The organism is Paucibacter soli, from assembly GCF_037482845.1.
In the GTDB taxonomy this organism is placed as follows: domain Bacteria; phylum Pseudomonadota; class Gammaproteobacteria; order Burkholderiales; family Burkholderiaceae_C; genus Paucibacter_B; species Paucibacter_B soli.
Genome location: NZ_JBBHJW010000004.1, coordinates 134,500 through 161,037 on the forward strand (window position 1 = coordinate 134,500; position 26,538 = coordinate 161,037).

The following is a 26,538-nucleotide window of genomic DNA, read 5'->3' on the forward strand; positions in this document are numbered from 1 at the left end:
CGGCAGGCACGGCGCCGGCAGTTGTATCAAGGCCTGCAGGTACGTGCTCGACTCCCTCGACCACAAAGGCCGCGAGCGGAGTGCGGTCGAGGTGCTGGCCGGCAACTGGCGCCAGGTGGCAGCATTGGCCGAATCGTCGTCAGCGAAGCTCAAGTACCGCTCAGCGCTGATCGCATGGGCGCCGTCAGATCAGCCCACAGACGATCAGATCCTCGAAGCGCTGCAGAGTTGGGAGCGCTTGGCGTTTCCAGACATCAGCCGCGATCTGTTCACATACCTGGCCGTGCTCCATCGCGACGACCGCGATGGGTGCCACATCCACATCATCGTCCCCCGCCGTCTGCTTGACGGCAGGTCATACAACGTCGCGCCGCCAGGCTGGCAGGCAACCGGCCACGACCAGCTACGCGACTACCTGAATCACAAGTATGGCTGGTCCTCGCCGGTTGATCCTTCGCTCGCTCGCGTCGCGCAGACCGGCCGTTGGGCTGTCGTTGCTGCTGACCGCCAGCGCGACGGCCTTGCCGTCTCCGCCGGGGACAACCCTCGCAAGGCGCTCGCTGACTACGTCCTTGGCCAGATTGCTTCAGGTCAAACCGAGTGCTCACGCACCGGCGTCGTCGCAGCGCTCGCGAAGCTAGGCGCGGTGACGAGGCAGGGCAAGGACTATGTCTCGATCCGGGTCGAACCAGGTTCCAAACCAATCAGGCTGAAGGGCCTGCTCTTCAATGAAAGCCTTGACCGAAGCGCTCTCGCACCGCCTGCAGCAGGCAGAACGCTTGCAGGTCCAACAGCTTGCCGCGCTGACCGCAGAAACCCAGCAGCTGCTGAAGCAGCACGTATCGAGCTTGAGCGTCATATCGAGCGCCGTGCTCTTTACAACCGAGAACGCTATGGCGGCCAACCAGGAACGGCTGCGACAGATCTCGGCCGAAACGACGGCGCTACTGGTCAAGGATCTGACCGCGTTGCACCGCACGACGCTTCGTCAGGTCAAGCGTTTGCTCATGTTGCCGCTGTTCGCGGCGCTGTGCTTGTCGCTGCTGACTCTGACCGGCGCGGCGAGCTGGGCTTGGCTGACGGTTCGCCAGGCCAACGCCGAGGCCGCTCAAGCGCGGCGCGAGCTCCCGGCCATCCAGACGCGCTTCTGCGCCAGCCCGGCCGGCCGGCAGTACTGCCGGCCGGCCCCCTCTCCAACGCCATCCAGGTAAAGGGACGATGTGAATCACCCAACCCAAATTTCGACGTTGCTCGCCGCGGCCCTGGCCGAGGCGGCGAACGATACCCCCTCAGCGTGGCCCAGCTGGCCGCCCGCAGGCGTGCGGCCGCTGCGGCCAGTGATCGCCACCATGCCGGCCGATCAGCGGCCCGTGACGTGTTGCAGCACATGTCCCGCCTCGCTCTGGTGGCTTACGCCGCAGGGCCCCGCGGCGTACTGCCGGGTCGTTCACGCGATGTCGTACAGCCCCGCAGACCCTACCACCTACCTGGACTGCGACCAGCTCCACGAACAACTTCCCGACTGACCAACCCAACCGACGAAAGAGCAACCATGAGTGAAATCCTCGTCCCCGGTGAGGACAACAAGCCAGACCAGCAACGTCACAGGCCCAGCAGCCGTGTGATCGCGCAGTTGCTTGGCGAACCTGTACCGCTGGACTATCCAGAGCGACTGGCGCAAGCGCAGGCCTGGCGTGACAAGGCGCAGAAGGACCTCACCAGCGCGGAAGCCGCTCAACGTGCGGGCCATTTCGAACTGGCTCAGCAACTCACCGGCCAGGCCGCCGCGACAGAATTGGCTGCGACGCTGCGAGCCGCCACTCCGCGGCAGCTGGACGCTATGCGGCGGGAGGCTTGGGCTGAGATTGTCGCGGTGGACGAGGAGGAGCGAGCCGGCGACCGATTCGCGGGACAAGGCGGCCTCGCCCTTTTGCTGGTCAGCCTTATCCGCCGCCTGGTGGCTTGGCTGTTTGGTGTGGACATCCTCGCCACCGATGCTGACAAGGGCCAGGCAGACGCCGACGTGAAGGCGTCGATCCTCGAGGCCTTGGACCTCGAAGGTGCCGCCCGCGTTGAGCAGCGTGCTGAGCTTGCCGCTCGCGACGAATACACCGCCCTGAAGCGTTCGAACGCGTCGGCCGCCCGCGGTGCTCGCGTTGACGTGGCCATCGTCAACCGGATTGCGGGCCTGTTGACTGGCGACAACGAGAAGTTCTCCGCTTGGCTGCCCGCCCTTCGGGTTGCTGTGCCGGTCGCGATCGAGTACGCCATGCGCAGGTCGCACATGAAGTTTCCGACTGAGCTCGAGCGGGCCGAGGTCGTCTTCGATGCTGCTGCATCTCGAGGGCTTCACGTGCCGGTCGAGCAACGGAAGGCATTGGTCGAGCAGATGATCGCGCGCGACCGGCGAGAGGCCCAGGAGCAGTTCAAGGCCGACGTCGAGGGCGGTGATGACGAAGGCGGCGACCGTGACCGCGGGCTCAAGGGCTGAAGCTTTGTGGACCGCATTGCACTGAGGCATGCCGGCCTTTTGCCAGCACCGGACGCCCGTTCCAGCGTCGCGCAGTTGCGCTCGGTCCTGCGGACCGCTGGCCTGTGGCCAGCGCCCTCCAGGCCGCCTTGCCGCGCTCCTGGGGCCGGCCTTCGGCCCGCCCCGCCGCTGGGGCGTCCCCAAACAGCCCGCAGACGCAAGTTGCGACTGCGAATGCATCGGTCCGTGGGCCAGCGGCCCAAGGATGCGCCGCTGACGGCGCTGCGGGCCCGCCGCTCTGCGCGCTATTGGCCCTGATTCGCCGCGCCTGCCTTGATCGTTCCGCCACTTCGCTGAGTCCTGCGCCTTTTCAGCGACCGTAGTCCGGCTTGGCCGGTGGACAAGGCGCGCCGCCCGTTCCGGCTCGCTTCGCTGCGCGGGCTGCGGCCTACACGCGGCCCTGCGGGCGACCCTGTCCACCGGCCAAGCCGGACTCTTTTGGTCGCACGGCGAGGAACTCAGGGAAGCAGTAGCAGTACTTGAACGGTCGAGGTAGCCACGGTGAACGCACACCGACTCGGCTCTGAATCTAGGGAAGCAACATTTTCTTTTCAACACAGGGCCGAGGCCCGATCACAAGGAGTGACAAGGATGAACACCATGACCGCCACAGCTGCAGCAGCGTGCGCGCACGAGATGCAGATCGTTCAAGAAGCGCTGACCGAGCTGCAAACCCTGGCCACCACTGAGCCCAAGTTTTATGCCCGGCTCGACGACACGGACCTTGACAGCTGCCCGCGCGGCGAGCTGGTGTCACTCTTGGCCGACGCACCCAACGCAGCAGCCCGTCAATACGTTTTCAGCAAGTACACGAGCCGGGTAGCGCTTGCGTCGATCGCGGGCAGGCCTTTTTGCTAACTCGACAACAGCGCGAACGCGCCAGGAGAAACGTATGCGACCCGGCACCAAGGACCCCACGGCGTTTCGCCGCCACTGCCTGATGGCCTTTTCGTCCACCGGACAAAGCGGCCTGCTGGCCGCGCTTGTCCGCTTGCAGGCGCTGCTCGTGATCATCGCTGTAGTCGCCGCCTGGCAACTGTTGGCCTTCACGTTGCGTGCTTGTCTCTGCGGTGCCAGGGCGCTGCGCCGAGCAGTTGTTACCCGGAGACACTCATGAGCGCCGGCCGCCTCGACTTCAAGAAGCCAGGACGGCACTGCTCAAATGAGCTTGAAGGTCATCGCGCGAAGTGCAGCAGCCTGGCCGCTGCCGGCCTCCAGTTTTCGCATCGCGTTGCCAAGATGAAACTTGACGGTGTTTTCGCTGACGCCAAGGATCTGCCCGATGGCCCAGCGGGACTTGCCGTCGCGAATCCATCGCAGCACCTCGCGTTCCCGCTCGCTCAAGTCCGGGATCTGGGCCGTCGCCCGCTTCGCCGGGAGCAACAAGCGCATGGCCGCCTCCTGGGCGTGAGTGGCCAGCAGTTGCAGATCAGCGAGCAGTCGCAACCGACGCTGCTCGGCTGCAGGCAGCGCCTGTTCGCGGTCAAAGCCAAGAAGAAAGCGCCATCCGTGCGGCAAAGACACGGCCGTGGCCACCCCCGTACGGTAGCCATAGGCGGCCTGCTGCTCCCACAGATCTCCGGCAGCCGCGTCCGCATAGGTCTGGGAATCGTAGGCGATCGGCGTACTGCGTTTCTGCACCCACTGAAGCACGGGATCCCGCTGCCCGTCCTCAACGCTGTGAAATGCCTCGGCCCAAGCTGCCGGTACGTTGTCCACGCTAGCACTCGTTGGCGGTTTATCCACTTGCTCCAGAAGCAGGATCGCCGACATCAGGCCGAAGTCAAGGTAATTGGCAAAGCGCAGAACTTGCGTTCTGAAACTCTCGATGTCGGGCGCCTGGCTGACGTCCAGGTAGTCGGAATATTTCATCGGCGCAGCTACCCCCCTGGGTAGTTATGTGGTGGCCAGCATTCTTGCAGACTGGCCGGTATGGCGGTCATGAGCCAGCACAAGGCGCGCTCGGGCCACGCCCTCCTCATTTCAACGACTCTTCAGGACCCTTCATGACCGTTCACTCGTCGCGCCTGAGCCGCAGCATCCCGCTTTTTGCCAGTATGTCAGCCGTCGCAGTCTTGTCCGCCTGCGGCGGCGGTGGTGGCGGATCGCCGGCCCCCGCGCCTGCACCGGCTCCCACGCCGGCACCTGCCCCCGCTGACTGTGTGGCCAAGGTCCAGACCGTGGATGCTTGCGGCTACTCCATCCCCGCTCTGAAGTCCGGCACGAGCCTGACCGTCACCACCAACACGCAAGGCTACAGCGGCACGGTGGCCGCCAGCTGCTCCATCGCGGGTGCGCTCTCGGTGTCGACCACCAACGCCTGCACCAAGACCGGACCGACCCAGGCCGAACTGGCCATTCAAACCAGCGTGCCCACGCCCACCTACGCTGTCGGCTCGGCACAGTTGGAGTATTTCAACTATGTGAACCGCCAGCGCGCCCAGTGCGGATTGGGCCTGCTGTCTCAGAACGCTGCGCTTGACGCGGCGGCGGCGAATCATGCCGGCTATGTAGTGAACCGCGAGAAAGTGGCATCCGAAATGGCAGCTTACGCCGCCAACCCTCACTATGAGATCAATGGGCTCTCAGGATTCTCCGGCGTGTCCAACAGCGATCGAGCCAAGTCTGCCGGCTATCTGGGCCAGACTGCAGGTGAAGTGGCCACTTTCAGCTGGTTCCCCATTGCGGACAGCATCTCGGACGCTGGTGCCGGCATGTACACGGCCCGGGGCCTTGTCGGATCTGTCTACCATATGGCGACCGTAATGAACACGGCTCGTGAAGTCGGCATCGGCGCCGTGATTGGCGCAAGTCGCTTCGCTGACTCGAAGTTCAATTCGATCGTCATTGACCACGGCGTGAACGGCTACGAGCAAGACGCCCGCCAATTCAAGCAGTTCCCTTGCCAGGGGTCCAGCGATGTCCCGCCTGAATTTACTGGCGAAGCCCCCGATCCCGTCTCGGCGCTCGGCCTGAAGTTCCCTGTCGGCACCCCCATCTGGCTGCAAGTCCCGACTGTAGGCCCGGACATGGTTGTGAAGTCAGCCTCGGTGACGCCTACCACGGGAGGCACTACGTTCTCGACGGCAACGGGCAACCTCTTGGTACTGACCAAAGACAACGATCCGAACAAGCGTCTTGGCAGCGGCAAGGCGTTCCTGATCCCTCATCAGCCACTACAGTCGGACACGGCCTATGCGGTGACCGCCGTGGTGAGCATTGATGGTGTGGAGCACACTCGCAGCTTCACCTTCACGACCGGCAAGACCTGGGGATCCCTGGTTCAAAACTACCTGGTCAAGCGCTGAGTATCTGGTACTGCACGAGTTACAGATAGAGGAAAGCCTATTTGTCCTGGTCCGTCAGGATGTCGACGGCATGCCGAGATCCAGTTGCCGCACCAATCTCAGAGGAGACCCCGCCGGGAATGCGAGGGTCGCCGGACATCGAGATGCCGCCATAGAACTTCATGCGCCAGACCGTCAGCTCGGGTGTCGTGGGAGACTGGGCTCCCATATAGCGGACTGCGCCGCGGCCCAAATCGCAATGCACGCGACGAGCAGCGTTCATGGCGAAGACGCGCGAGTAGTACTCCTGGCCCGTGCTGGAAAGGAAGATTGCCCCGCTCGCGTGCTCGGGCAGCAACGTTACGCCGAAGTGCAAGGATGCCAATGCCCTGGCGATCATGCCGAATAGTGAAGTTGCTTGCTCGCTATCGATGGGAATCACCATGGCTAGCCGCATCACGCCGTTCTCCATGTGCCAAACATGACCCCGACCAGCATTTAGGTCCCGTGCGAGGTTGAGGTTTTTGGCGAGGCGGCCGGGTACGAGAGTTGTCAGCGTTTCGGCTGCCTGCACATGGCGCCCGCCGAATGGCAGCACCGTGGCCAAGTAGTGTTCAAGCTTGCTCTTCTCGTTGTTGCAAGTTTCGCAAGCAGGAGCCTGGGGCAAATTCTGGCGCGCCGATTCCATAAAGAACTGACGGGCGAACACGTGATCGCCCGTTGTTGATGGGCGTGACGAACAATACACGCAGAGCTTGCCCTTGAAACGCTTGCTGGCCACGGTGAGTCCTCAGGAAGCTTCACAAGCTGGATGCTGCGTGCTCTTCAAGTCACTGCACGCCATGCCAATGACTCAGCATGAGCATCGATGAAGCGCCGGAGACTGGCGATTTGTTCGACAGAGGGGGAGGGCTGCTCGCAGTGCATTGGGCTTATCGCGGTCGCATCCGAGGCCGCTCGGGTTCCGCATCTTGGTCGTTAGACCTAGCGGCAGCAATCTGCTGAGCCCTCGTCATCGCCAACGCGTAAACGTGCTCTAGTGTCCCCGTGAACTCCTTGCCCTGGATGACGATGGTGAAGCTCCCGTTATCGTTTTCTCGAATGGAGATCGCGCCAGACGGGAGCCCAGAAGCTTTGGACAGGTTCGCGACGATGGCCGCCAGCTTTTCGGGTGCAGTGGGCAATTTCGGATCCGGTCTGATATGCGTTTTCCTACTCTACCCTAGCTTCGTCGCCAGCTTTTCCGCCTCAACGTGTGTATACCGCTTGAGCATCTGCATGCTTTTGTGCCCCGTCATGCTCGCTACCTCGAATGGGTTGAGGCCCCGTTCGAACAATCTCGACGTGCCCTCGTGGCGTGTCGTGTGAAACGGAAGATCGGCCAGCACCCTGGCATCGGGCTTCGTGCCTGCTGCTGCGCAGTCAGTCTGGTAAAGCGCGCGGGCGCGCTCCAGGCATCGCTTCCAAGCCTTCTCAAACGAGTCGGACCGCGACCATTGAAAGACGCGGCCCTCCTTGCGCATCCTGAACAGCGCTAGAGCCTGCGGCGCCTGCGACGACGCCTTCGCTGGCCTGTCTTCGCCAGCCTGGTGGACAACCTGGAGAGTTGTACTTGCTGCCTTGAGGTCTTTCAGGATGGCTACTGCAGCAGTCGACAGGGCGACGGTTCGGGACTCGCCGTTCTTGGTCTCGGTCAGGTGCGCCGTGCGCTTCTGAAGATCGACAGCCGCCCAACGGAGGGACAGCAATTCACCCAGCCGCATCGTGGTCTCAATGGCAAGACTGATGATCTCTCGCATCCCGAGGCTCGCGGCGCCCGCGCGCTGCAGGTAGCCTAGTTCGACAGGGCTAATGCGCCGCTCTCGCGGCTTGGCTCGCACCGGCTTGCGCGTGGCGCTTACCGGGTTTTCGGTCAAGGGAATGGACCACTCCCCGCGGGCGTGCTCAAAGATCGCGCTCAGGGTGTTCAATTCGTGAATGACGGTTTGGGCTGAAACCTTCCGACTCGGCGCCGTCTTGTCTGCATGGACACTCTTGCCAGGCACTTTGGCCGGCTCCTTTGCGCGCCGGTCGCGGAAGGCCGCCACGTGGGCGGCCTGTATTGTTCCTATGGGCCGACGCAGCTCAGGGGCGGCAATCAGCGTCTTGATTCGGTACTCCTCCGATTTTGCCGAACGCTTCAAGCATGTGACTTCTTCGAGGTAGCGCTTGGCGACTTCGGCGAACGGCTTCTCAGCCGCGCTTGTGTCGCGCCACTGGCCGCGGCTGATGGCAAGCTCAGTCTCCTGCGCCCAGGCGACCGCGTCAGCCTTCGTCAAGAACGTCCGGGACTCTTCGATGCCATCGCGCCGCACGCGTGCGCGCCACTGCAGATCCCCGCGCTTTTCAATGCGTGCCATGTCCCACCCTTCTTATCTTGTGGCCCAAATTTGGCCCAACAATACAGAAGATTGTGCTGAACATCAATGCTGATGCTGGTTGTGGCTTTACGTGCTAGGGGCCTTGTAAGCGGTAGGTCATCAGTTCGAATCCGATAGCCGGCACCACCTATTGCTGCTGCACCTTGATGCGCAGCTTGCCCTGCATCAGGCCCTGTTCCTGCAGTAGTAACTCCAGCCGGGGTTGCAGCTGACGCAGCTTGGCGGCCACCGCGGCATTCGCCGCCAGCATGGTCCAACCCTCCTCATCCAGCGGCCCCGCGAACACGAAGCGTGCCAACGCGCCTGGCAGGGCCACGCGCACGACGGCCATGCGCCGGTTCGATTCCTGCATCAGCAGGCCCAGCCTTGCCAGCCCACTGTGCTGGCTCAACGCCGTGGCAATGGTGAGGGGCGCGGGCACGGAAGGGCCCTTGGACTGAGCCAGCCGAGCCGGGTAGGGGGACGAGCGGGAACGCATGGCCTCAGTGTAGTCCCGGGGCCGGCGCGGGCGGTGCGCGAGGGGCCGGGTGCTAAACTCCGCGGGTTTTTCTGGAGCGAGAAGCTGCCGGGCGCGCGCTTGCATTTGCACGGGGGCGCCCCCAGTTTGTTCCGGCGTCAGAAATTTCCAAACCAATAAACAAACCCGCCACGGCCTGAGCGCGACCGCATTCCGGTGCGCCTGGCGCCGCCGAACATCTTGATGAGCGCCCAGGCCCCGTGCCGGGGCGCACGCTACCGAACCACTACGCTGCATGTTGCCCAAGCTTCTCACCCAGATTTTCGGCAGTCGCAATGACCGCCTGCTCAAAGGCTACCGTCGCATCGTCCAGCAGATCAATGCGCTGGAGCCGCAGTTCGAACAGCTGAGCGACGAGCAACTGCGTGGCAAGACGGCCGAGTTCAAGCAGCGTGTGGCCGGCGGCGAGAGCCTCGACGCGATCCTGCCCGAGGCCTTTGCGGTCTGCCGCGAGGGCAGCAAGCGCTCGCTGAAGATGCGTCACTTCGATGTGCAGCTGATCGGCGGCATGGTGCTGAATGCCGGCAAGGTGGCCGAAATGCGCACCGGCGAGGGCAAGACCCTGATGGCCACGCTGCCCGTCTACCTGAATGCACTCACCGGCCGCGGCGTGCATGTGGTGACGGTGAACGACTACCTGGCACGCCGCGACGCCGAGTGGATGGCCAAGCTCTACAACTTCCTGGGCCTCACGGTGGGCATCAACCTGCCGCAGATGCCGCGCGAGGAGAAGCAGGCCGCCTACGCTGCCGACGTTACCTACGGCACCAACAACGAATACGGCTTCGACTATCTGCGCGACAACATGGTCTACGAGACCAAGGACCGCGTGCAGCGCGGCCTCTCGTACGCCATCGTCGACGAGGTCGACTCGATCCTGATCGACGAGGCGCGCACACCGCTGATCATCTCGGGCCAGGCCGATGACCAGACCGATGTCTACCTGGCCATCAACAAGGTCTCGCCGCTGCTCAAGAAGCAGATCGGCGAACTGGACCCGCGGACCGGCGAGGGCGTCGAGGTGCCGGGCGACTTCACCGTTGACGAGAAGTCGCACCAGATCTACCTGACCGAAGATGGCCACGAGAACGCCGAGCGCCTGCTCGCCGAGGCCGGCCTGCTGGCCGAGGGTGCGAGCCTCTACGACGCCGGCAACATCACGCTGATGCACCACCTGTACGCCTCGCTGCGCGCCCAGCATGTGTATCACAAGGACCAGCATTACGTGGTGCAGAACGGCGAGGTCATCATCGTCGACGAGTTCACCGGTCGCCTGATGACCGGCCGCCGCTGGAGCGACGGTCTGCACCAGGCGGTGGAAGCCAAGGAAGGCGTGGCGATCCAGAGCGAGAACCAGACGCTCGCCTCGATCACCTTCCAGAACTATTTCCGCATGTACGGCAAGCTGTCGGGCATGACCGGCACGGCCGATACCGAGGCCTATGAGTTCCAGGAGATCTACGGCCTGGAGACCGTGGTGATCCCGCCGAACCGCCCGACCATCCGCAAGGACGAGCTGGACCTGGTCTACAAGACCTCGAAGGAAAAATTCGATGCGGTGATCCAGGACATCCGCGACTGCCACGAGCGCGGCCAGCCGGTGCTGGTGGGCACGACCTCGATTGAGAACTCCGAGCTGATTTCCGAGCTGCTGAAGAAGGCCAAGCTGCCGCACCAGGTGCTGAACGCCAAGCAGCATGCCCGCGAGGCCGAGATCGTGGCCCAGGCCGGCCGCCCCGGTGTGATCACCATCGCCACCAATATGGCGGGCCGCGGTACCGACATCGTGCTGGGCGGCAATGTCGAGAAGCAGATCCAGTTCATCGAGGCGGATTCGGCCATCGCCGAATCCGAAAAATCAGCTCGCATCCAGCAGCTGAAGGACGAGTGGCAGGGCCTGCACGACAAGGTCAAGGCCGAGGGTGGCCTGCGCATCATCGCCACCGAACGCCATGAGAGCCGCCGCATCGACAACCAGTTGCGCGGCCGCTCGGGTCGCCAGGGCGACCCGGGCTCCTCGCGTTTCTATCTGTCGCTGGACGATGCACTGATGCGCATCTTCGCGGGCGACCGCGTGCGCGCCATCATGGACCGCCTGAAGATGCCCGAGGGCGAGGCGATCGAGGCCGGCATCGTGACGCGCTCGATCGAGAGCGCGCAGCGCAAGGTCGAGGCGCGCAATTTCGACATCCGTAAGCAACTGCTCGAGTACGACGACGTCTCCAACGACCAGCGCAAGGTGATCTACCAGCAGCGCAACGACATCCTCGAGGCCGAGACCCTGGTGGCCCAGATCGGCAATCTGCGCGCCAGCAGCCTGAGCGACGTGGTGCGCACCTTTGTGCCCGCCGAGAGCCTGGAAGAGCAGTGGGACCTGCCCCAGCTCGAGCGCGTACTGAAGGACGAGTGGCAGCTTGAGGTGCCGCTGGTGGCCGAGCTCAAGAAGAGCGACTCCATCACCGACGAGGACATCGTCGCGCTGGTGGTGAAGGCCGGCGACGCATCGTTTGCCGACAAGCTCGAGCGCGTGGGCCTGGAGCAGTTCACGCCCTTCATGCGCATGGTGCTGCTGCAGTCGATCGACCAGCATTGGCGCGAGCATCTGGCGGCGCTGGACTATCTGCGCCAGGGTATCCATCTGCGCGGCTATGCCCAGAAGAATCCCAAGCAGGAGTACAAGCGCGAGGCCTTCGAGCTGTTCTCCCAGCTGCTGGACGTGGTGAAGATGGAAGTCACCCGCACGCTGCTCAATGTGCGCATCCAGTCGCAGGAAGAGGCCAGCCGCGCCGCCGAGGCGATCGAGGAGCGTGCCGAAGCGGTCAGCAATGTGACCTATACCCACCCCAACGAGGACGGTTCGGTCTCGCAGGACCGCGACCCGGCTTCCCAGTTCGGTCATGTCGGCCGCAACGATCCCTGCCCCTGCGGCAGCGGCAAGAAGTACAAGGCCTGCCACGGCAAGCTGAGCTGAGCGGCTGTCCGCCCCCGGGAATGCGGGGTGTGTGCGCTATTTGGCAAATTACAAGGACGTTCCACACATGTGGGGGGTGCACTTTAGGGGGGTACCCCCCTACAGTGAAGTCCAACGGTGCGGGAGGTATGCGCCGTAGCCGCACCAACGCCACGATCGCCAAACAGACAAGATATGAAGCTCCTCAACACCGCCATCGCCGCTCTCGCGTTGTGCCTGACCGGCTTGCAGGTTTCTGCCGCGCCGATCGCCTTCGCCGATGTCTTGCCGCAAAAGCAGACCTTCACGCGCTATGTCCACTTTCATGTCGACTTCGGACAGCAGTTTGTGGGGCAGTTCGAGACGGCCAGCGAGGAAGCCAACGATGTGGTGATCGAACACCTGCTGCTGACCGGCCCGGGCAACTTTTCCTTCGGCAATCCGGTCCAGTCGGTGCGCGAGATCGACGGCTGGGACATGAATGTGGAGCGCTGGAGCCTGCCCAGCAGCTTCCTCGCCGCGGGCGACTGGACCCTGGAGATCAAGGGCGAGGACAAGTTGCGCAAGGCCGGTGGCCAATATGAGTTCTCGCTGACCGGCGTGAGCAACAGGGTGCCCGAGCCCGCATCGCTGGGCCTGGCCACGGGCGCCATCGCCGCCATGCTGCTGGTGTCGCGTCGGCGCAAGTCCCAGTAAAACGCCAACCAGAACGACGAACAGGGAACATCCATGATCTTCAGCAAGAACGTTCTGATCGCAGCGATCGCTATGCTGGCTGCGGGGGCCGCCAGCGCCTCGAACGCCGTGAACATCAAGTTCGATTCCGATGGGCTTGGCCTGGTGCTCTCGACCTCGGGTACCGCCAATTACGAAACCGGCGCGCTCAACTACCTGACCCAGGGCGGCAAGAGCTTTTTGGCCTATTGCGTTGAACTGCAGCAGGATCATGCGGTGGGCGCTGACGGCTTCCAGAGCTACACCATCGGCCAGTTCACCGGCAACCAGGCCAACCGTCTGCAGGGCTTGTTCTCGAGCAGCTACGCTGGCGTCGACACGGCGCAAGAGCAGGCCGCCTTCCAGACCGCCATCTGGGAAATCACCCACGAGACCGCCGCGACCCTGAGCGTGTCGCCCAAGAACGGCAGCTTCTATGTGAAGTCGCTGCAGGGTGCCAACGGCGCGACCAACAGCGCGTTCTCCAGCCTGGTGAACGGCTACCTCAGCGCGGCCAGCAGTTACAACGGTACCCCCAAGTACACGGTGACCAAGCTTAGCAACGGCAGCTACCAGGATCTGGTGACGGTCTCGGCCGTGCCCGAGCCCAGCAGCTATGCCATGCTGGCCGCTGGCCTGGTGGCGGTTGGCTTCATGTCGCGGCGCCGCCAGCAGCGCTGAGCGCCGCTGCTCCATCCACATCACAAAGGGCTTCTTCGGAAGCCCTTTGTCATGCCGGGGTGCCTACAATTCGCGCCATTCCCTTCCGTCAGAGCAGCAGCCCCATGCCCGTCAACCTCAGCGCCCCCGATCCCGCCTCCCTGTTCGCCGTGCCCGGTGTGCGCCTGGGGGTCGCGATGGCCGGCATACGCAAGGCCAACCGGCGCGATCTGAGCGTGATCGCGCTGGACGAGGGCGCTGCCGTGGCCGGCGTGTTCACCAAGAACCGCTTCTGCGCCGCGCCGGTGCAGATCTGCCGCGAGCACCTGGCCGCGCACAGCGGCATCCGCGCCATCCTCATCAACACCGGCAATGCCAATGCCGGCACCGGCGAAGACGGCCTGCAGCGCGCGCGCCAGAGTTGCGAGGCGCTGGCCCGGCTGATGGGCGTGCAGCCCAGCCAGATCCTGCCCTTCTCAACCGGCGTGATCATGGAAACCCTGCCGGTGGAGCGCATCATCGCGGGACTGCCGGCCGCGCTGGAGGCGCTCAAGCCCGATGCCTGGGCCGATGCCGCCGCCGGCATCATGACCACCGACACCTTGCCCAAGGCGGCCTCGCGCCGTGTGCAGATCGCGGGCAAGACGGTCACCATCAGCGGCATCTCCAAGGGCGCCGGCATGATCCGCCCGAATATGGCCACCATGCTGGGTTTCGTCGCCACCGACGCGAACATTGCGCCCGAGTTGCTGCAAAGCCTGGTGCGCGATGCGGCGGATGCCTCCTTCAATCGCATCACCATCGACGGCGATACCTCGACCAACGATTCCTTTGTGCTGATCGCCACCCAGCAGGCGGCTCACCCGCGCATCGAGAGCCTGGCCAGCGCCGAGGGTCAGGTCTTGCGCGAGGCCGTCATCGCGGTGTCGCAGCAACTCGCCCAGGCCATCGTGCGCGACGGCGAGGGCGCCACCAAGTTCATCACGGTGCAGGTGGAGGGCGGCCGCGACGAGGCCGAATGCCAGCTGGCCGCCTATGCGATCGCGCATTCACCGCTGGTCAAGACGGCCTTCTTCGCCAGCGACCCGAACCTGGGCCGCATCCTGGCGGCGGTGGGCTATGCCGGCATCGCCGACCTGGACCAGACCCTGATCGATCTGTTCCTCGACGAGGTGCATGTGGTGCGCCAGGGCGGCCGCCACCCCGACTATCGCGAGGAAGACGGCCAGCGCGTCATGCAGCAGGCCGAGATCACGGTGCGCGTGAAGCTGCACCGCGGCCTGGCCCACACCACGGTGTGGACCTGCGACCTGAGCCATGACTACGTGAGCATCAACGCCGACTACCGCAGCTGATCACGATTCAGTGCTTACACCCCGGCCCGTGCACATGTGGGACCTGCGCGTGGCCATGCGCGTGATCGTGATGATCGTGGGCATGTGAGGCGCTGCATGCGCCGGGCTCGTGGTGCAGCGGCGACTGCACCAGGATCAGCGAGCCATCCTCGGCAACCAGCACATCGCCGTCGCGCAGCAGGCTGCCCTCGGGCAGGGCAATGTCCAGCGCGCGGCCCTGCTGGTCGCTGAGCTGAAGCCGGCTCTGCCGGCATTGCTGCGCATCCAGGCTGAGGCTGCTTGCGCGCTTGACGAGGGCCGGGGCCAGGCCCTGGCCGCGGGGGATGAGTTTGTTGACGGTGATCATGGCTAGAAGTCTACCGCCCGCGTCTTCATACCCCTCGCGATCAGGGTGGCATTGATCAATTGCGCTTCCTCGCGCGTGGCAAAGGGCCAGACGGTGGCGCGCCAGCCCTCGGGTGTGCGCATCACCTCGGCCTGCAGGCGGCTGCGGTCGCCCACGGTTTGCGCCACCATCGCGCGCATGCGCGCCAGCATCGCCTCGGCATCGCTCTTGCTGGCCAGGCTGGGGCCCACCAGGGCCACCACCGCCTGCCTGCGCGTGGCGAGTCGGGCGGTGGCGGTCTTGGCAGCCTCCGACGGCGCCTCGCCCGAGAGCGTGCCGGCCGCCACCGAGGCCGCGGGCGCCGGCTGCGTTTTCTTGGTCGGCGCCGGGCTGGGCGCAGTTGCCGGTGCCGGCGCTGGTGTCGGCACTGGTGCCGGCGCGCTCGCCGCGGCCGCCATCGCCGGTCTGGCCGGCTGGCTGGCGGCCTGACTGGCAGCTTCAGCGGCCGCCTTGCGGGTGCGCGGCGTGCTCACCATATTCGGCCTGATGCTGGCTATGGTGCCCGCCGGCGCGAGCTCGTTCGGCAGCTCGGACGCCGTCACGCCTGCGGCCGCTGGCGGTGACTGCGGCGCGGCTGCCGGTGCCGATGCCGGCGCAGTTGCCGGCGCAGTTGCCGGCGAAGACGCTGGCTCCTCGGTCGGCGCCGGCGTCGACACGGCCGACGCCGGCGTGGCGGCCGCCGCCGCGCTCGCTGGCGCGGGCGCGGGCGCGGCGCTGGCGGCCATGGGCGGCGCGGAGGCGGCGGCAGACGCTGAGGCTGGGGCTGGGGCTGGCGCCGGGCGTGGCCCGGCCGCGGGCCAGAGCAGCCAGGCCGGCAGGGCCAGCAGGGCGGCCAGCAGCAGGCCCAGCGCGGCGACGCGACGCTTGTCGAGGCAGCGCCGGCCCAGCATCAGCAATTCGCTGCCGTGGCCCTGGCCGATCAGCACACGCGTGCGGCTGGCACCGGCATCGATGCCGGCGCTGGCCAGGTAGAGCTCCATCGGCCAGGCCCCCTGGCCGGCCTTGGCCACCATGCTTTCGTCGATAGCGACGATGCGCTGCGGCCAATCGGCCTCGCCGGGCTGGACGGTGTAGGCATGGGCAAGCGCAAACCGGGCCACCTGGGCGGGCCGCAGGCCCGGGATGAAGCGCTCGCTGAAGACCGGCCAGGGCAGCTCGCCCAGCAGGCCGCGGCTCGGGCTGGCAAACAGCTGGCGCGGGTCCAGCGCCCGCCACCAGGGCTGCGCCGCGGCGGGGGCAGCGGCCTTGCCGCTGGCCGCATCGGCCGCGCGTGCCAGTGCCTCCTCCTCGCTGACCTCGTCGGTCAGGGTCGGTTCGCTCGCCTCCGCCGGCCGGCTGCTGCGCATGAAGGGCAGGGCCACCACACCCAGGGTATGCACATCGCCCGCGGCGATGCGCAAGGCCAATGGATGCCGGTTGTGCCAGGCCACCAGCTGTTCGACCAAACGCTCCATGCTCTCCCTATTCACACCGTCAATGCCGGATGATGGAGTATCGGCAGATTGGGGTCAGGTCTGAATATCACGGCAACTCACGCACCAGCCGCATGCCCACCAGGGTGTAGCGCGTGTCCGGGTCGTTCCAGTTGCGGTAGGCCGCGCGCGCATAGAAGCTCCAGCTGTGCCAGGAGCCGCCGCGCCGCACCTTCACACCGCCCTCGGTCGGGCCCTGCGGATCGTCCACCGGCGACTGCGCGTAGTAGTCGTCGCCATGCCAGTCCGACACCCATTCCCAGGCATTGCCATGCATGTCGTACAGGCCCCAGGCATTCGGCGCGAAGCTGCCCACCGGGGCGGTGAAGGCGTAACCATCGTGGTGCGGCAGCGCAAAGGCGCGCCATTGGGGCCATAGGCGTGCGCTGTCCTGGTCGAAGACATTGGCTACCCGGGCCAGGCTCTCTGGCGCGTTGCCGCCGTGATAGCGGCCGCGGCCGCCGGCGCGGCAGGCATATTCCCATTCGGCCTCGGTGGGCAGGCGGTAGGTCCGACCCTCGGTCTTGCTGAGCCAGGCCGCCAGTGCCTGGGCATCGTGCCAGGTCACGTTTACGACCGGATGGTCGTCGGTCTGCGCAAAGCCGGGGTTGCGCCAGGAATAGCGCGGCTGCCGCCCCTCGAAGGCGTCGCCGCGCACGCTGCTGGCGGGGTCGTAGTCGGGGTTGTAGCCATAGCCGCCGGTGCCGTCGCGCTCGGCGTCGGGCACATAGCCGGAGGCGAGCAGAAAGCGCCGGAACTGGCCCACCGTCACCTCATGCTGCCCCATCTGGAAGGCGCGGGTGATGCGCACCTTATGCACCGGCGCCTCGTCGCCCAGCTTGAGAAAGCGCTCGCGTGGGTATTGCGGATAGGCCTCGGCCAGTGCCTCCGGGCTCTCGTCGCTGCCCATCAGGAACTCGCCCGCCGGGATGGTGACGAAGCGCATGCCCAGCGAGTTGGTCCAGGCCGGCGTGGCGAGCGGGGCGGCACAGCCGCCGCACAGGCCGGCAAGCAGGAACGCGAGGCAGAGGCTGGTTCTCATGGCGCCATGATGGCGCGGCGTCGGCCGGCTCCGCCCTGCCGATTACCCGCAGGCACGATGACGGACAATCAGGGCCCGCCATTTCCCCGATTCCAAAGCCGTGTCGCTCTTCCAGCAACTCCTGCGCAATGATGCCGAGGCCGCTGCCGACGCCACCCAGCGCTTCATGCATGTGCTGGCCCTGGCCCTGCAATCCGGCAGCTTCAGCAAGCTGATGCTGGGCAAACCCCAGGGAGGCGAGCCCGATCTGCAGCGCCTGCTGGTGCGCGAGGTGGAGTTGCGCGGCGAACGCCAGCTCTGCCTGCTGTGGCGCCATCGCACCAAGGACATCACCAAGAACCACGGCCTCGACGAAGGCCTGGCCCTGCTGCAAGCGCTGCTGGGCAAGCAGTTCCTGCATGCCCACCTCATCACGCAAGGCGAGGATGTGCAGCTGAGCTTCAGCCGCAAGGGCAAGGCCAGCCTGCGGGTGGGTATGTTGAAGGCGCCGATCAAGTCCGAGGCAAGCACCGAGCACAACCGCGACAAGCAGCGCTGGCTGGAGCTGGAGCGCCCCTTCTGGGCCGACCTTGGGCTGACCCATGCGGGCAAGAACGGCGAGGCGCAGCTGGTGCCGGCGATGTCGCGCAAGTGGAAGCAGATCAACAAATTCATCGAGGTCTTCGCGGCCGCGCTGAAGGCCTCGCGCCTGGCCGACAGCCCCGATGTGCATGTGGCCGATTTCGGCTCGGGCAAGGGCTATCTGACCTTTGCCACCTACGACTACCTGCGCGGCCTGGGCAAGGACGCGCAGGTTACCGGCGTGGAGCTGCGCGACGACATGGTCAAGCTGTGCGGCGCGGCCGCCGCGCGGCATGGGCTGACGGGCCTGCGCTTCGACCAGGGCGATGTGCGCTCTTACACCCCGGCGCGGCTGGACGTGATGATCGCCCTGCATGCCTGCGACATCGCCACCGACTACGCCATCCACCTGGGCCTGCGCGCCGGCGCCGCCATCATCATGTGCTCGCCCTGCTGCCACAAGCAACTGCGCCCGCAGCTGCGCTCGCCCGCCATGCTGCGGCCGCTGCTGCAGCATGGCATCCACATGGGCCAGGAGGCCGAGATGGTGACCGACGGCCTGCGCGCCCTCTTGCTCGAGGCCGAAGGCTACGACACCCAGGTGTTCGAGTTCGTCTCCCTGGAGCACACCAGCAAGAACAAGATGATTCTGGCCGTGAAACGCGCACAGCCCCTGCCGGCGGCGCGCCGCCAGGAGCTGCTCGACCAGATCGCCGAGATCAAGCGCTTCTACGGGGTGAGGGAGCAGGCGTTGGAGAGCTTGCTGCTGTGTGCTGCCTGAGCTCAGCCAGCCGACGCTGATTCACTCCGGTAGGCCCAAAACTTCGGCAACGCAAACCCCGTCGCGATCACCGCCGCCAGGCAGATCAGGCCGCCCAGCCAGATCGCCGCCGACACCCCCCAGGCCTCGGCCATGAAACCGGCGCGCGCATTGCCGATCAAGGGGCCGGTCAGGTAGCTGATCATTTCGATGCCGGCCAGGCGCCCGCGCAGCGCGTTGGGGATGGTCTGGTTCCAGATCGTGCCGCGGAACACGCCGCTGACCATGTCGGCGGCACCCGCCACGGCCAGGCACAGCAGGCCCAGCATCAGCCCCGGCGCAAAGCCCAGCGCCACAATGCCCAGCGCCCAGGCCGCCGCGGCGATCACCACCGCGCGACCGTGGCGCAGCACCTTGCCGGTCCAGCCGCTGAACAGGCCGATGATGAGCGCGCCGACCGACATCGCCGACAGCAGCCAACCCACCGACTCGGTGCGGCCATAGGATTCGGCCATGGCCGGAAACAGCGCCACCGGAAAGGCAAAGGCCATGGCCACGATGTCGACGATATAGGTGCCCATCAGTGCCGGCCGCGCCCAGGCGAAGCGCAGGCCCTCGCGCAGATCGGCCAGCAGGTGGGGGCGCTCGCTTGGCGCCTCCAGCATGCCGACGGCCGCGCGCGGGATGCGCGCGATGAAGAACAGCGCCGCCAGGAAGGTACAGAAGTCGAACAGATAGGCGCCCATGGCGCCCCATTGCGCCAGCAGCAGACCGGCCAGCGCCGGCCCGCCCACCATGCCCACGGTGCCGCGCACCGAGGACAGCGCCGCCACCGCGGCGAACTCCTCGGGCCGTGCGAGCTTTTGCGTAAGGGCCTCCAGCGCCGGGCGGTGAAAGCCGGTGGCGCCCTGCAGCACCGCCACCAGCGCATAGATGGCCAGCAGGCTGGGCCGGGCGGCGCTGGCGTTGATGAGCAGGCCCAGCAGGCACAGCGCCATCAGCGCTTCGGAGACCAGCAGCAGGCGCTTGCGGTCCACGCGGTCGGCCACCGCGCCGCCCAGCAGTCCGCACAGCAGCACCGGTACGAGCTGCACCAGGCCCAGCAGGCCCACCTGGGCATTGGAGCGGGTCAGCTCGTAGACCTGCCAGGGCACGGCCACATAGCTGACCATGGTGCCCAGGCCTGAGATGAACTGGCTCAGGAAGAGGTGACGAAATGCGGCGTTATGGCGCAGCGGGCCGATGTCTAGCAACATGGCGCGGATTATCCGAGCGGCGGCTCGCTGGCGCCCGCAGGCGTCTCGCGGCGCTGCTGCAACCAGGCCTTGGGCGGCGCGCCGGCGATTTGCAAAAAGGCGCGCGCAAACGATGCGGCGCTGGCGTAGCCCAGGCGCTCGCTCACCTGCTTGACCGACATGCCCGCGAGCAGCATGGGCTGCGCGAGCGACACCCGCAGCTGCAGCAGGTAGTCGGCGGGCGTGGTGCCGAGCTGACGCTTGAACTCCGCGGCAAAGGCGCTGCGTGACATCGCTGCGGCCTCGGCCATGGCCGCCAAGGCCCATGCGGCCCCCGGGTTTTCGTGCATCGCGGTGAGCGCGCGCGCCAGCTTGGGATGCGCCAGGCCCTGCATCAGGCCGGGGTTGATGCCCGCCTGCTCCGGGTGATCGAGCAGCCAGCGCAGCAGTTGCAGCAGCAGCACCTCGAACAGCCGGTCGGCCAGCAGCCGATGGCCGCAGCGCACCCGCTCGGTCTCAGCGAACAGCAGCGCCAGCGTCTGCTCAAGCCCTTGGAGCTCACGCAGCGGCAGCATCAGCACGGGCGGCAGCGCGGCGACCAGAGGGTGCCGGTCGCCACCCTCGAAGTCCACCGTGGCGCACACGAAATCCGCCCCCTCCGACGGGGCGTTATGGAACTGGTGTTCCAGCGGGCGAGGGTAGAACAGCAGCGTCGGTTCGCTGAGGCGGGTCTTGCGCGGGGCGCCGCTGCGCAGCGGGTGCGTGAGCACCATCTCGCCACGGCGCAGCACATGCAGGAAGCCACGCCCGGCCTGGGCATCGAAATGCGTGACTCCGCACAGGGGGCCGGTGTGGAACAGGTGCGCACGCACCCGGAAGCGCTCCAGCAGCGCCGACAGGCGGTCCACATGGCCGAGTTGATCGGGCGGCATAGTGGTCTAATTTTGGACGAATTGGATCAATACGTGGACTCTATGGCGCGAATCATATTGCACGGCGGCGGAAACTGGGCTGGCCGACCGAAGTGCGGCAGCATGTCAAGTCCTGAAAGCCCAGCACCATGAGCCTCCACCACCCTGTTGCCGAGCCCCTGCATGTCAGCCAGTGGTTCAACTCGGCGCCCATCACGCTCGCCGGCCTGCGCGGCAGCGTGGTGGTCCTGCATGCCTTCCAGATGCTGTGCCCGGGCTGCGTGTCGCACGGCCTGCCCCAGGCCATGCGTCTGCATCGCCTATTCCCTGCCGAAAGCGTGCGCGTGATAGGCCTGCACACGGTGTTCGAGCACCACCACGCCATGGGTCCGCAGGCCCTGCAGGTCTTTCTTGATGAATACCGGATTGCGTTTCCGGTCGGGGTTGACCAGGCCAGCACGGACGGCCCTGTGCCGATGACCATGCAGGCCTACCGGCTGCGCGGCACACCCAGCCTGGTGGTGGTCGACCAGGCCGGTCGCGTGCGGCTCAGCCACTTTGGCCAGCTTGACGATCTGCCACTCGGTGCCCTCATCGGGCAGTTGCTGGCCCAGCCTGCAGCGTCTCCCATGATCGCGTCGCCACCACCAGCAGCGTGAGGCCGCCGGCTAGCGCAAAGCCGTCCAGCAGGCCCGAGGCGAACTCGGGCGCCAGCCAGGGGCTGAACTTCTCGACGTGGTAGCGCGCATGCATGGCCAGCAGCAGCGGCGCGGTCCAGAACGCCGTGCGGGTGAGTGCCGAGGCGCCCAGCAGAGCCGAGCCGGCCAGCAGGAAGAGCGCAGAGCTCACGAACACCAGGGTGAACAGCGTTCCCAGGATGGGCGCGGCGGCGCCGGCCCAGTCGGGATGGTGGTGCAGCAGCGGCCAGGTCAGGCACAGCAGACCCAGCGTTAGCGCCACCTTGCGGGCGCGCCCGGCGGCTTGGGGCTCGCCGAGTGCGGTGCCCTCGGTTTCTTTCTTCATCATCGGCAGCAAGGCGATGCAGGCCAGGCCGAACAGCGCATCGATCAGCATGGTGCGCGGATAGCCCAGGGCCTCGATCGCCAGGCCCTGCCAGGTGGCACTGTAGGAAATCGCCAGATTCATCAAGGCCATATAGGCGGTGAACTGGGTGGCGGCGACCTTGGGATTGGTCACGTCCATGAAGATGGCGGTGCGCGTGCCATACATCAGGCCCTGCAGCGCCGCATAGCTGAGGCTGGCGACCCACATCGCCCACACCACCGCCTGCGGCACCGGCCCACCGGCGGGGCGCGGCATGATCCAGCCATGCTGTTGCAGCACCCAGGCCAGGTAGAGCACCGGCAGGCTCATCGAGGCCAGGTACACGAGCAGGGTGCGGCGTCGCCCCAGGCGGTCCGAGAGCCAGCCGCCCGCCACGCAAAAACCGGCAGAGAGGATCGACGACCAGAGCTGCAGCCAGCCCACCTGCTCGTCGTCGAAACCCAGCTCCACCGAGAGATTGGTCTGCAGCGCCAGACCCAGGCACATCGCGCCGGCCGGTAGCAGGGCAAAGAACAGGCCGGCAAAGGCGCCGCGCGAGCCCAGGAAGGAGCGGAAGGACTGGATCGCGAAGTCGCGCATCTCGGCGCCCGCCGCACGCAGGCGCGCGCCCGGCTGCGCCGGCGGCGCGGCCTCTGCCATGGCCTCCTTCATGGGCAGCACCACCAGGCCGGTCACCATCAGGATGGCCGCCGCCACGATCAGGAAACTGGGCTGGAAGCCGGTGTAGGCGCTCAGGAACAGCACGCCCGAGCCGCCCAGGGCCTGGCCCACATAGGCGCCGGCGAACATCATGCCGTTGGCAACGCCGCGTTCGTCCTCGGGCAGGGTGTTGCAGGCCAACGCGTCGATGGCCACGTCCTGCATCGCGCCGAAGCTGTTGTGCACCAGGAGGATGGCGGTGAACAGGCCCAGCTGGGCCGGCAGGTCCAGCAGCAGCAGCGAGACCAGGGTCAGCGCCATCATCAGCTGGGTGCCCAGGATCCAGCCCCGCCGGCGCCCCAGGCGCGGCGACGAGAACACATCGATGATGGGGCCGAAGGCCCATTTGAAGGCCCAGGGCAGGTAGAAGCTGCCGACGAAGGCGCCGATCTCGGCCGGCCCCACACCCTGACGCCGCAGCTGCGTGGCCACCGCGATGGCGGCGAAGCCCAGCGGAATGCCTTCCGTCATGTAGAGAAGGAAGAAGGCCGACAGGCGACCCTTGCGGCTGCCCAGCAGGTTTGGAAGTTTCTTTTTCATCATCGCGGTGCTGCGCCCGATGGCGCACCTAATGTGTGGCGCGGATTATGGCGATGGCGCGCGGCCCGCGACAAAAAGAAGGGCGGACCCCGCGAAGGGTCCGCCCAAGTGCGCTGAACAAAACACCGCCCTGTGACGTGGCTCATCGCCCGTGGGGCTGCGGCGTGGGTGGAGCGCAAATGCGCAGGCAAGAGCGAACCGCCGGGGCGGCACGCGGCCCGGGCGCTATGAACTGAGCAGGCGCATGCCAGTTCCAGCAGGCCCGGCCGGGACGCGTGGCGCGCTGCATGGCGCGGGGCGGGCAGTGCGTAGAGCGTGGTCGTGGGGGCTGTTGCCGGGGTTCATGCTGCGCATCATCCCCCAGCGGGCCGGCGGCCATAAAGGCAAAGAATGGCCGTCAAACCAAGCAATCTTGATGACCGGGTTTTGCCGCTATTTCCTCGCCTCAGTGCTTGTGTTCGGCCGGCAGGGCCGGCGCGGCGACGACATCCAGGCGCACCGCCGGCGCCTTCAGGCCCTTGGTGGAGCCGCCGCTGGCCGGCACCTCGCTCCAGTCCCATTCGCCCTTCACGCAGCTCTGCCTGACCTTGAACCAGAGCGTGCCGGGCGCGGCCGGCAGGCTGCCGCGCACCACGAACTCGTCGAACCAGTCGTCCTGCAGATGGAACTCCTCGCTCCTGGCGGTCCAGCTCACCTCGGCCAGCTCCTCGCCGATGCTGCGGCCATGGCTTTCATAGGGCGTGGCGAGTTTTTCGCGGCGCAGCGCCAGGGTCCAGCCCGGCTTGGGGACAGGTTTTGCTCCCCGCAAGCCGGGCGGCAGCAGCACGCTCACGCGCGTGGTGGCCGAGCCCTCGCAGCCATGGCCGATGCGCAGCACCGCCTTGTAGGCGCTGCCGGCCACGGCCTCGGGCTGCTCCAGCGTGACATGGGCCTGGGCGGTTGCGGCGTTCAGCAACAGCAGGGCGCCGCACAGCAGCATGGGTTTGATTCGCATGGTTGGTGTTCCGTTCAAAGGCTGAAGCTCAGTTCCGCGTGGAAGGTCCGCTGCGGATAGGGGTGGAAGGCCCAGTACTGGTAGTTGTTGAGGTTGTCGATGCCGCCGGCCAGGGTCCATTGCTTGGCCAGCTGCCACTGCAGGCGCACATCGCTGGTGAAGAACTTGGAGAAGCCCTGGTAGGCGAAGCCGTTGCTGTCGCTGTTGTTGAGCGTGCCGTACTGGCGGCCCGAGTAGCGCAGGCCATAGCTGGCCGAGAGCGCGGGCGTGAGCGCGTAGCTCAAGAGCGCCGTGGCGCGCCACTTGGGCACGCGCGGCTGTTGGCGGCCGATGGTGTCGCCCGGCACGGCCACATAGCCCTCGTTGGCGAGGATCTTGGAGTCCGCATAGGTCAGGCTGGCGATCAGCTCCAGGCCCTTGGCGAACAGATCGCTGCCCTGGTAGGACAGCTCCAGCCCCAGGGTGCGCATATGGCCGATGTTCTGGGTGTTGCTGACGCTCTTGCCGTCGACGATGGCGGCCTGCGCATACAGCGCGTCGCGCGTGTCCTCGTGGAACAGGGTGCTGCGCAGCTGTTGCTCGCCGCGTGCCCAGGTCAGGCTCAGCTCGCTGGTCCAGCCCTTTTCCGGCTTCAGGCCCGGGTTGGTGACCGGGTCGTTGGGCACATAGGCGCCCGTGGCGCTCAGGCCGCCCTGGTAGAGCTCGCCCGCGGTGGGGAAGCGCACGGCCCGGCCGGTGGAGAGCTTGGCGCTCCAGTCGGGGTTGAGCTCCATGCCCAGCGCGGCCTTGGGCGAGAGGTGGCGCTCCACCCGGCCGGCAAAGCCCAGCGTCTTGTTGCCGCTGGCGAGCGAGGCGGTCTTGCTGCCCTCGCTGGCCAGCCATTCCTCGGCGCGCAGGCCCAGCACCGTCTTGATGCCGGCGCTGGGCGTCCAGGCGTCCTGTGCGTAGGCACTCCTGAGCTCGGTGCGGCCGCTGAAGGCAGTGAACAGCGCCGTGGGCGCGCCGCTCATCCAGTCGGCCAGCTCGCTGACGCGCTGGCGCCAGCGGTAGCTGTCCTGCTGCAGGCCAAACTCCAGCACATGCGGCAGGCCCTCGGGGCGCAGCACGCCCTTGGCCGCCAGCGTGGACCAGCCGGTGCCGCCCTGGTCGCTGAGGCGGCCGTTGCCGCCGATGTCAGCGCCGGGGCGTGCCAGCAGCGGCGTGCGCGACTCGTCGCGCTGGTACTGGTAGGCGCTGGCGGCCAGCTCGAAATCGAAGGCGCCGCCGCTGTGGCTCTTGATCGAGAGGCCCTGCATCAGGTGCTGCAGCGCGTCGCGCGACTGGCCGAAGTCGTTCGCGCCCAGGCTGTAGCCCTTGCCGCCCATGCTGACGGGGGTGGCCTTGGCCGTGCCGCTGTTGGCGGCCGCGGCATAAAAGGGCAGGCCGGCGGCATCGCGCAGATAGCTGACGCTTTGGTTACGCGTGTCGTTGCCCCACCAGCCCAGTGTGTAGCTGGCGCGCAGGCTGGGGCTCAGCTCATAGGCGAGCTTGAGCTTGGCGTGCTCCTGGCGCGTGTGCAGCTGGGTGCCGGCGCCCAGCAGCAGCCAGGGCGTGTTGCTCTTGTCGGCGCCCAGCACGCTGCCGCTCAGCACCGGGGCACCGGCGGCCGGCGCGCTGCTGGAGAGCGGCTTGGTGATGAAGGTGAGCGGCTGGCCGTCGCTGTCCAGGCGGTTCACATTGATCCACCAGGAGAAGGCGCCGGCGCGGTCGCCCAGCGAGGCGCTGGCATGCGTGCCGCCGTAGTTCGCCTCGCTGCTGTAGAGCTTGAAGGGCTGGTGGAACAGGCCCACCTTGGCATGCGCCTCGAAGGCCTTGGGGCTGCGGGTCTGGTAGTCCACCACCGCGCCCACCGAGTTGCCGGCATAGGCGGCCGAGAAGGGGCCGTAGAGCACGTCCACGCGCGCGATCTCCTCCGGCGTCACCAGGCCCCAGCGCGGCGTGAAGCTGGCGCCGTTGCCCAGCAGGTTGGAGAGCTGGATGCCATCGGCAAACACCAGCGAGCGTGCGCTGTTGCCGGTGCCCGAGGCGCGGGTGGAGAGCACGGCGTGGTTGTAGTCGCCGATATAGCGCTTGCGCACCAGCAGGCTGGGCAGGTATTTGAGGGCATCCTCGGCGTCGGTGGCATTGATGCTGCGCGCGATCTCCTCGGCCGTGATGCCTTCCATGGTGGTGGGGATCAGGGTCGGCAGCGAGGTGGGCGCCATGCCGACCACGGTGACGATGCCCAGCTTGGCGGGCGCAGAAACGGGCGCAGATGAGGGCGGCGTGGCGCTCTCGATGACGGCGTCATCGTCATCGGCGCAGTCTTCACAGGCCTGGGCGGCCGAAAAGGCGGTCGACAGGGCGGCCGCGAGTGCCAGGCACAAGAGCCTGGGCTGGCAAGGGAACTTCTTCATATCGAT

At 66.5% G+C, this 26,538-nt stretch carries 24 protein-coding genes; 11 read left to right on the forward strand and 13 right to left on the reverse strand.

Annotation, left to right across the window (positions count from 1 at the left end; genetic code table 11):
• Positions 1-184: 184 nt before the first annotated feature.
• Positions 185-316, reverse strand: coding sequence for a hypothetical protein (locus WG898_RS10510; protein WP_339602736.1), 132 nt, complete (start codon positions 314-316; stop codon positions 185-187).
• A gap of 412 nt (positions 317-728) precedes the next feature.
• Here WG898_RS10510 and WG898_RS10515 point away from each other — a divergent pair, with 412 nt between their 5' ends.
• The 4 genes from WG898_RS10515 (at position 729) to WG898_RS10530 (ending at position 3,647) form a co-directional block, all read left to right on the forward strand.
• On the forward strand, positions 729-1,211 hold the full coding sequence (locus WG898_RS10515) for a hypothetical protein (protein WP_339602737.1): 483 nt from the start codon (positions 729-731) through the stop codon (positions 1,209-1,211).
• 341 nt (positions 1,212-1,552) lie between these two features.
• Complete coding sequence (locus WG898_RS10520) at positions 1,553-2,491, forward strand: hypothetical protein (RefSeq protein WP_339602738.1); 939 nt, start codon at positions 1,553-1,555, stop codon at positions 2,489-2,491.
• A 630-nt stretch (positions 2,492-3,121) separates the two neighbouring features.
• A complete protein-coding gene (locus tag WG898_RS10525) occupies positions 3,122-3,388 on the forward strand; it encodes a hypothetical protein (protein WP_339602739.1) in 267 nt (88 codons plus the stop codon).
• Positions 3,389-3,422: 34 nt separating this feature from the next.
• The gene (locus tag WG898_RS10530; protein ID WP_339602740.1) at positions 3,423-3,647 is read left to right on the forward strand and encodes a hypothetical protein; all 225 of its coding nucleotides are present in this window, start codon (positions 3,423-3,425) and stop codon (positions 3,645-3,647) included.
• Positions 3,648-3,688: 41 nt separating this feature from the next.
• Here the strand turns inward: WG898_RS10530 and WG898_RS10535 are convergent, their stop codons facing one another.
• On the reverse strand, positions 3,689-4,402 hold the full coding sequence (locus WG898_RS10535; RefSeq protein WP_339602741.1) for a helix-turn-helix transcriptional regulator: 714 nt from the start codon (positions 4,400-4,402) through the stop codon (positions 3,689-3,691).
• Positions 4,403-4,692: 290 nt separating this feature from the next.
• Between WG898_RS10535 and WG898_RS10540 the strand changes: the two genes are divergently transcribed.
• Complete coding sequence (locus tag WG898_RS10540) at positions 4,693-5,838, forward strand: spore germination YkwD domain-containing protein (protein ID WP_339602742.1); 1,146 nt, start codon at positions 4,693-4,695, stop codon at positions 5,836-5,838.
• Positions 5,839-5,875: 37 nt separating this feature from the next.
• Here the strand turns inward: WG898_RS10540 and WG898_RS10545 are convergent, their stop codons facing one another.
• The 3 genes from WG898_RS10545 to WG898_RS10555 all read right to left on the reverse strand — a co-directional run bounded on the left by WG898_RS10545 (position 5,876) and on the right by WG898_RS10555 (position 8,715).
• Entirely contained in the window at positions 5,876-6,598 is a 723-nt protein-coding gene (locus WG898_RS10545; RefSeq protein ID WP_339602743.1) for a hypothetical protein, read from the reverse strand.
• A 436-nt stretch (positions 6,599-7,034) separates the two neighbouring features.
• Positions 7,035-8,216 (reverse strand): tyrosine-type recombinase/integrase, encoded by a 1,182-nt coding sequence (locus WG898_RS10550; protein WP_339602744.1) that lies wholly within the window; start codon positions 8,214-8,216, stop codon positions 7,035-7,037.
• A gap of 148 nt (positions 8,217-8,364) precedes the next feature.
• Positions 8,365-8,715 (reverse strand): hypothetical protein, encoded by a 351-nt coding sequence (locus tag WG898_RS10555; protein WP_339602745.1) that lies wholly within the window; start codon positions 8,713-8,715, stop codon positions 8,365-8,367.
• 274 nt (positions 8,716-8,989) lie between these two features.
• Between WG898_RS10555 and secA the strand changes: the two genes are divergently transcribed.
• The 4 genes from secA to argJ all read left to right on the forward strand — a co-directional run bounded on the left by secA (position 8,990) and on the right by argJ (position 14,433).
• Positions 8,990-11,725: a preprotein translocase subunit SecA gene (gene secA, locus WG898_RS10560; RefSeq protein ID WP_339602746.1), complete on the forward strand. Its 2,736-nt coding sequence runs from the start codon at positions 8,990-8,992 to the stop codon at positions 11,723-11,725.
• A 174-nt stretch (positions 11,726-11,899) separates the two neighbouring features.
• The gene (locus tag WG898_RS10565) at positions 11,900-12,400 is read left to right on the forward strand and encodes a PEP-CTERM sorting domain-containing protein (protein WP_339602747.1); all 501 of its coding nucleotides are present in this window, start codon (positions 11,900-11,902) and stop codon (positions 12,398-12,400) included.
• Positions 12,401-12,433: 33 nt separating this feature from the next.
• On the forward strand, positions 12,434-13,099 hold the full coding sequence (locus WG898_RS10570) for a PEP-CTERM sorting domain-containing protein (RefSeq protein ID WP_339602748.1): 666 nt from the start codon (positions 12,434-12,436) through the stop codon (positions 13,097-13,099).
• A 104-nt stretch (positions 13,100-13,203) separates the two neighbouring features.
• Positions 13,204-14,433: a bifunctional glutamate N-acetyltransferase/amino-acid acetyltransferase ArgJ gene (argJ, locus tag WG898_RS10575; protein ID WP_339602749.1), complete on the forward strand. Its 1,230-nt coding sequence runs from the start codon at positions 13,204-13,206 to the stop codon at positions 14,431-14,433.
• Between the two features lie 7 nt (positions 14,434-14,440).
• Here argJ and WG898_RS10580 read toward each other — a convergent pair whose 3' ends face one another.
• From WG898_RS10580 to WG898_RS10590, 3 genes are all read right to left on the reverse strand, one after another.
• Complete coding sequence (locus WG898_RS10580; RefSeq protein WP_339602750.1) at positions 14,441-14,779, reverse strand: urease accessory protein UreE; 339 nt, start codon at positions 14,777-14,779, stop codon at positions 14,441-14,443.
• A gap of 2 nt (positions 14,780-14,781) precedes the next feature.
• The gene (locus WG898_RS10585) at positions 14,782-16,272 is read right to left on the reverse strand and encodes a hypothetical protein (protein ID WP_339602751.1); all 1,491 of its coding nucleotides are present in this window, start codon (positions 16,270-16,272) and stop codon (positions 14,782-14,784) included.
• Positions 16,273-16,339: 67 nt separating this feature from the next.
• Positions 16,340-17,332: a formylglycine-generating enzyme family protein gene (locus tag WG898_RS10590; RefSeq protein ID WP_339602752.1), complete on the reverse strand. Its 993-nt coding sequence runs from the start codon at positions 17,330-17,332 to the stop codon at positions 16,340-16,342.
• 100 nt (positions 17,333-17,432) lie between these two features.
• Here WG898_RS10590 and WG898_RS10595 point away from each other — a divergent pair, with 100 nt between their 5' ends.
• Positions 17,433-18,674, forward strand: a complete 1,242-nt coding sequence (locus tag WG898_RS10595) for a class I SAM-dependent methyltransferase (protein WP_339602753.1) — start codon at positions 17,433-17,435, stop codon at positions 18,672-18,674.
• Positions 18,675-18,676: 2 nt separating this feature from the next.
• Here WG898_RS10595 and WG898_RS10600 read toward each other — a convergent pair whose 3' ends face one another.
• Both WG898_RS10600 and WG898_RS10605 read right to left on the reverse strand, forming a co-directional pair.
• Complete coding sequence (locus WG898_RS10600; protein ID WP_339602754.1) at positions 18,677-19,909, reverse strand: MFS transporter; 1,233 nt, start codon at positions 19,907-19,909, stop codon at positions 18,677-18,679.
• Positions 19,910-19,917: 8 nt separating this feature from the next.
• Complete coding sequence (locus tag WG898_RS10605) at positions 19,918-20,820, reverse strand: AraC family transcriptional regulator (RefSeq protein WP_339602755.1); 903 nt, start codon at positions 20,818-20,820, stop codon at positions 19,918-19,920.
• A 128-nt stretch (positions 20,821-20,948) separates the two neighbouring features.
• Between WG898_RS10605 and WG898_RS10610 the strand changes: the two genes are divergently transcribed.
• Complete coding sequence (locus WG898_RS10610; RefSeq protein WP_339602756.1) at positions 20,949-21,458, forward strand: thioredoxin domain-containing protein; 510 nt, start codon at positions 20,949-20,951, stop codon at positions 21,456-21,458.
• On the opposite strand, the gene WG898_RS10615 is transcribed toward WG898_RS10610, so the two are convergent.
• The 3 genes from WG898_RS10615 to WG898_RS10625 form a co-directional block, all read right to left on the reverse strand.
• Positions 21,391-23,103 (reverse strand): MFS transporter, encoded by a 1,713-nt coding sequence (locus tag WG898_RS10615; protein WP_339602757.1) that lies wholly within the window; start codon positions 23,101-23,103, stop codon positions 21,391-21,393. The genes WG898_RS10610 and WG898_RS10615 overlap by 68 nt on opposite strands.
• Before the next feature lie 445 nt (positions 23,104-23,548).
• Positions 23,549-24,097, reverse strand: a complete 549-nt coding sequence (locus WG898_RS10620; RefSeq protein WP_339602758.1) for a YcnI family copper-binding membrane protein — start codon at positions 24,095-24,097, stop codon at positions 23,549-23,551.
• Positions 24,098-24,111: 14 nt separating this feature from the next.
• Positions 24,112-26,532 (reverse strand): TonB-dependent receptor, encoded by a 2,421-nt coding sequence (locus WG898_RS10625; protein WP_339602759.1) that lies wholly within the window; start codon positions 26,530-26,532, stop codon positions 24,112-24,114.
• Between the last annotated feature and the right edge of the window lie 6 nt (positions 26,533-26,538).

Bases quoted from the DNA above. Each gene is read 5' to 3' on its own strand.
- WG898_RS10515 (WP_339602737.1), top strand. From the start codon at position 729: ATGAAAGCCTTGACCGAAGCGCTCTCGCACCGCCTGCAGCAGGCAGAA.
- WG898_RS10520 (WP_339602738.1), top strand. From the start codon at position 1,553: ATGAGTGAAATCCTCGTCCCCGGTGAGGACAACAAGCCAGACCAGCAA.
- WG898_RS10525 (WP_339602739.1), top strand. From the start codon at position 3,122: ATGAACACCATGACCGCCACAGCTGCAGCAGCGTGCGCGCACGAGATG.
- WG898_RS10530 (WP_339602740.1), top strand. From the start codon at position 3,423: ATGCGACCCGGCACCAAGGACCCCACGGCGTTTCGCCGCCACTGCCTG.
- WG898_RS10535 (WP_339602741.1), bottom strand. From the start codon at position 4,402: ATGAAATATTCCGACTACCTGGACGTCAGCCAGGCGCCCGACATCGAG.
- WG898_RS10550 (WP_339602744.1), bottom strand. From the start codon at position 8,216: ATGGCACGCATTGAAAAGCGCGGGGATCTGCAGTGGCGCGCACGCGTG.
- WG898_RS10555 (WP_339602745.1), bottom strand. From the start codon at position 8,715: ATGCGTTCCCGCTCGTCCCCCTACCCGGCTCGGCTGGCTCAGTCCAAG.
- secA (WP_339602746.1), top strand. From the start codon at position 8,990: ATGTTGCCCAAGCTTCTCACCCAGATTTTCGGCAGTCGCAATGACCGC.
- WG898_RS10565 (WP_339602747.1), top strand. From the start codon at position 11,900: ATGAAGCTCCTCAACACCGCCATCGCCGCTCTCGCGTTGTGCCTGACC.
- WG898_RS10570 (WP_339602748.1), top strand. From the start codon at position 12,434: ATGATCTTCAGCAAGAACGTTCTGATCGCAGCGATCGCTATGCTGGCT.
- argJ (WP_339602749.1), top strand. From the start codon at position 13,204: ATGCCCGTCAACCTCAGCGCCCCCGATCCCGCCTCCCTGTTCGCCGTG.
- WG898_RS10580 (WP_339602750.1), bottom strand. From the start codon at position 14,779: ATGATCACCGTCAACAAACTCATCCCCCGCGGCCAGGGCCTGGCCCCG.
- WG898_RS10585 (WP_339602751.1), bottom strand. From the start codon at position 16,272: ATGGAGCGTTTGGTCGAACAGCTGGTGGCCTGGCACAACCGGCATCCA.
- WG898_RS10590 (WP_339602752.1), bottom strand. From the start codon at position 17,332: ATGAGAACCAGCCTCTGCCTCGCGTTCCTGCTTGCCGGCCTGTGCGGC.
- WG898_RS10600 (WP_339602754.1), bottom strand. From the start codon at position 19,909: ATGTTGCTAGACATCGGCCCGCTGCGCCATAACGCCGCATTTCGTCAC.
- WG898_RS10605 (WP_339602755.1), bottom strand. From the start codon at position 20,820: ATGCCGCCCGATCAACTCGGCCATGTGGACCGCCTGTCGGCGCTGCTG.
- WG898_RS10610 (WP_339602756.1), top strand. From the start codon at position 20,949: ATGAGCCTCCACCACCCTGTTGCCGAGCCCCTGCATGTCAGCCAGTGG.
- WG898_RS10615 (WP_339602757.1), bottom strand. From the start codon at position 23,103: ATGAAAAAGAAACTTCCAAACCTGCTGGGCAGCCGCAAGGGTCGCCTG.
- WG898_RS10620 (WP_339602758.1), bottom strand. From the start codon at position 24,097: ATGCGAATCAAACCCATGCTGCTGTGCGGCGCCCTGCTGTTGCTGAAC.
- WG898_RS10625 (WP_339602759.1), bottom strand. From the start codon at position 26,532: ATGAAGAAGTTCCCTTGCCAGCCCAGGCTCTTGTGCCTGGCACTCGCG.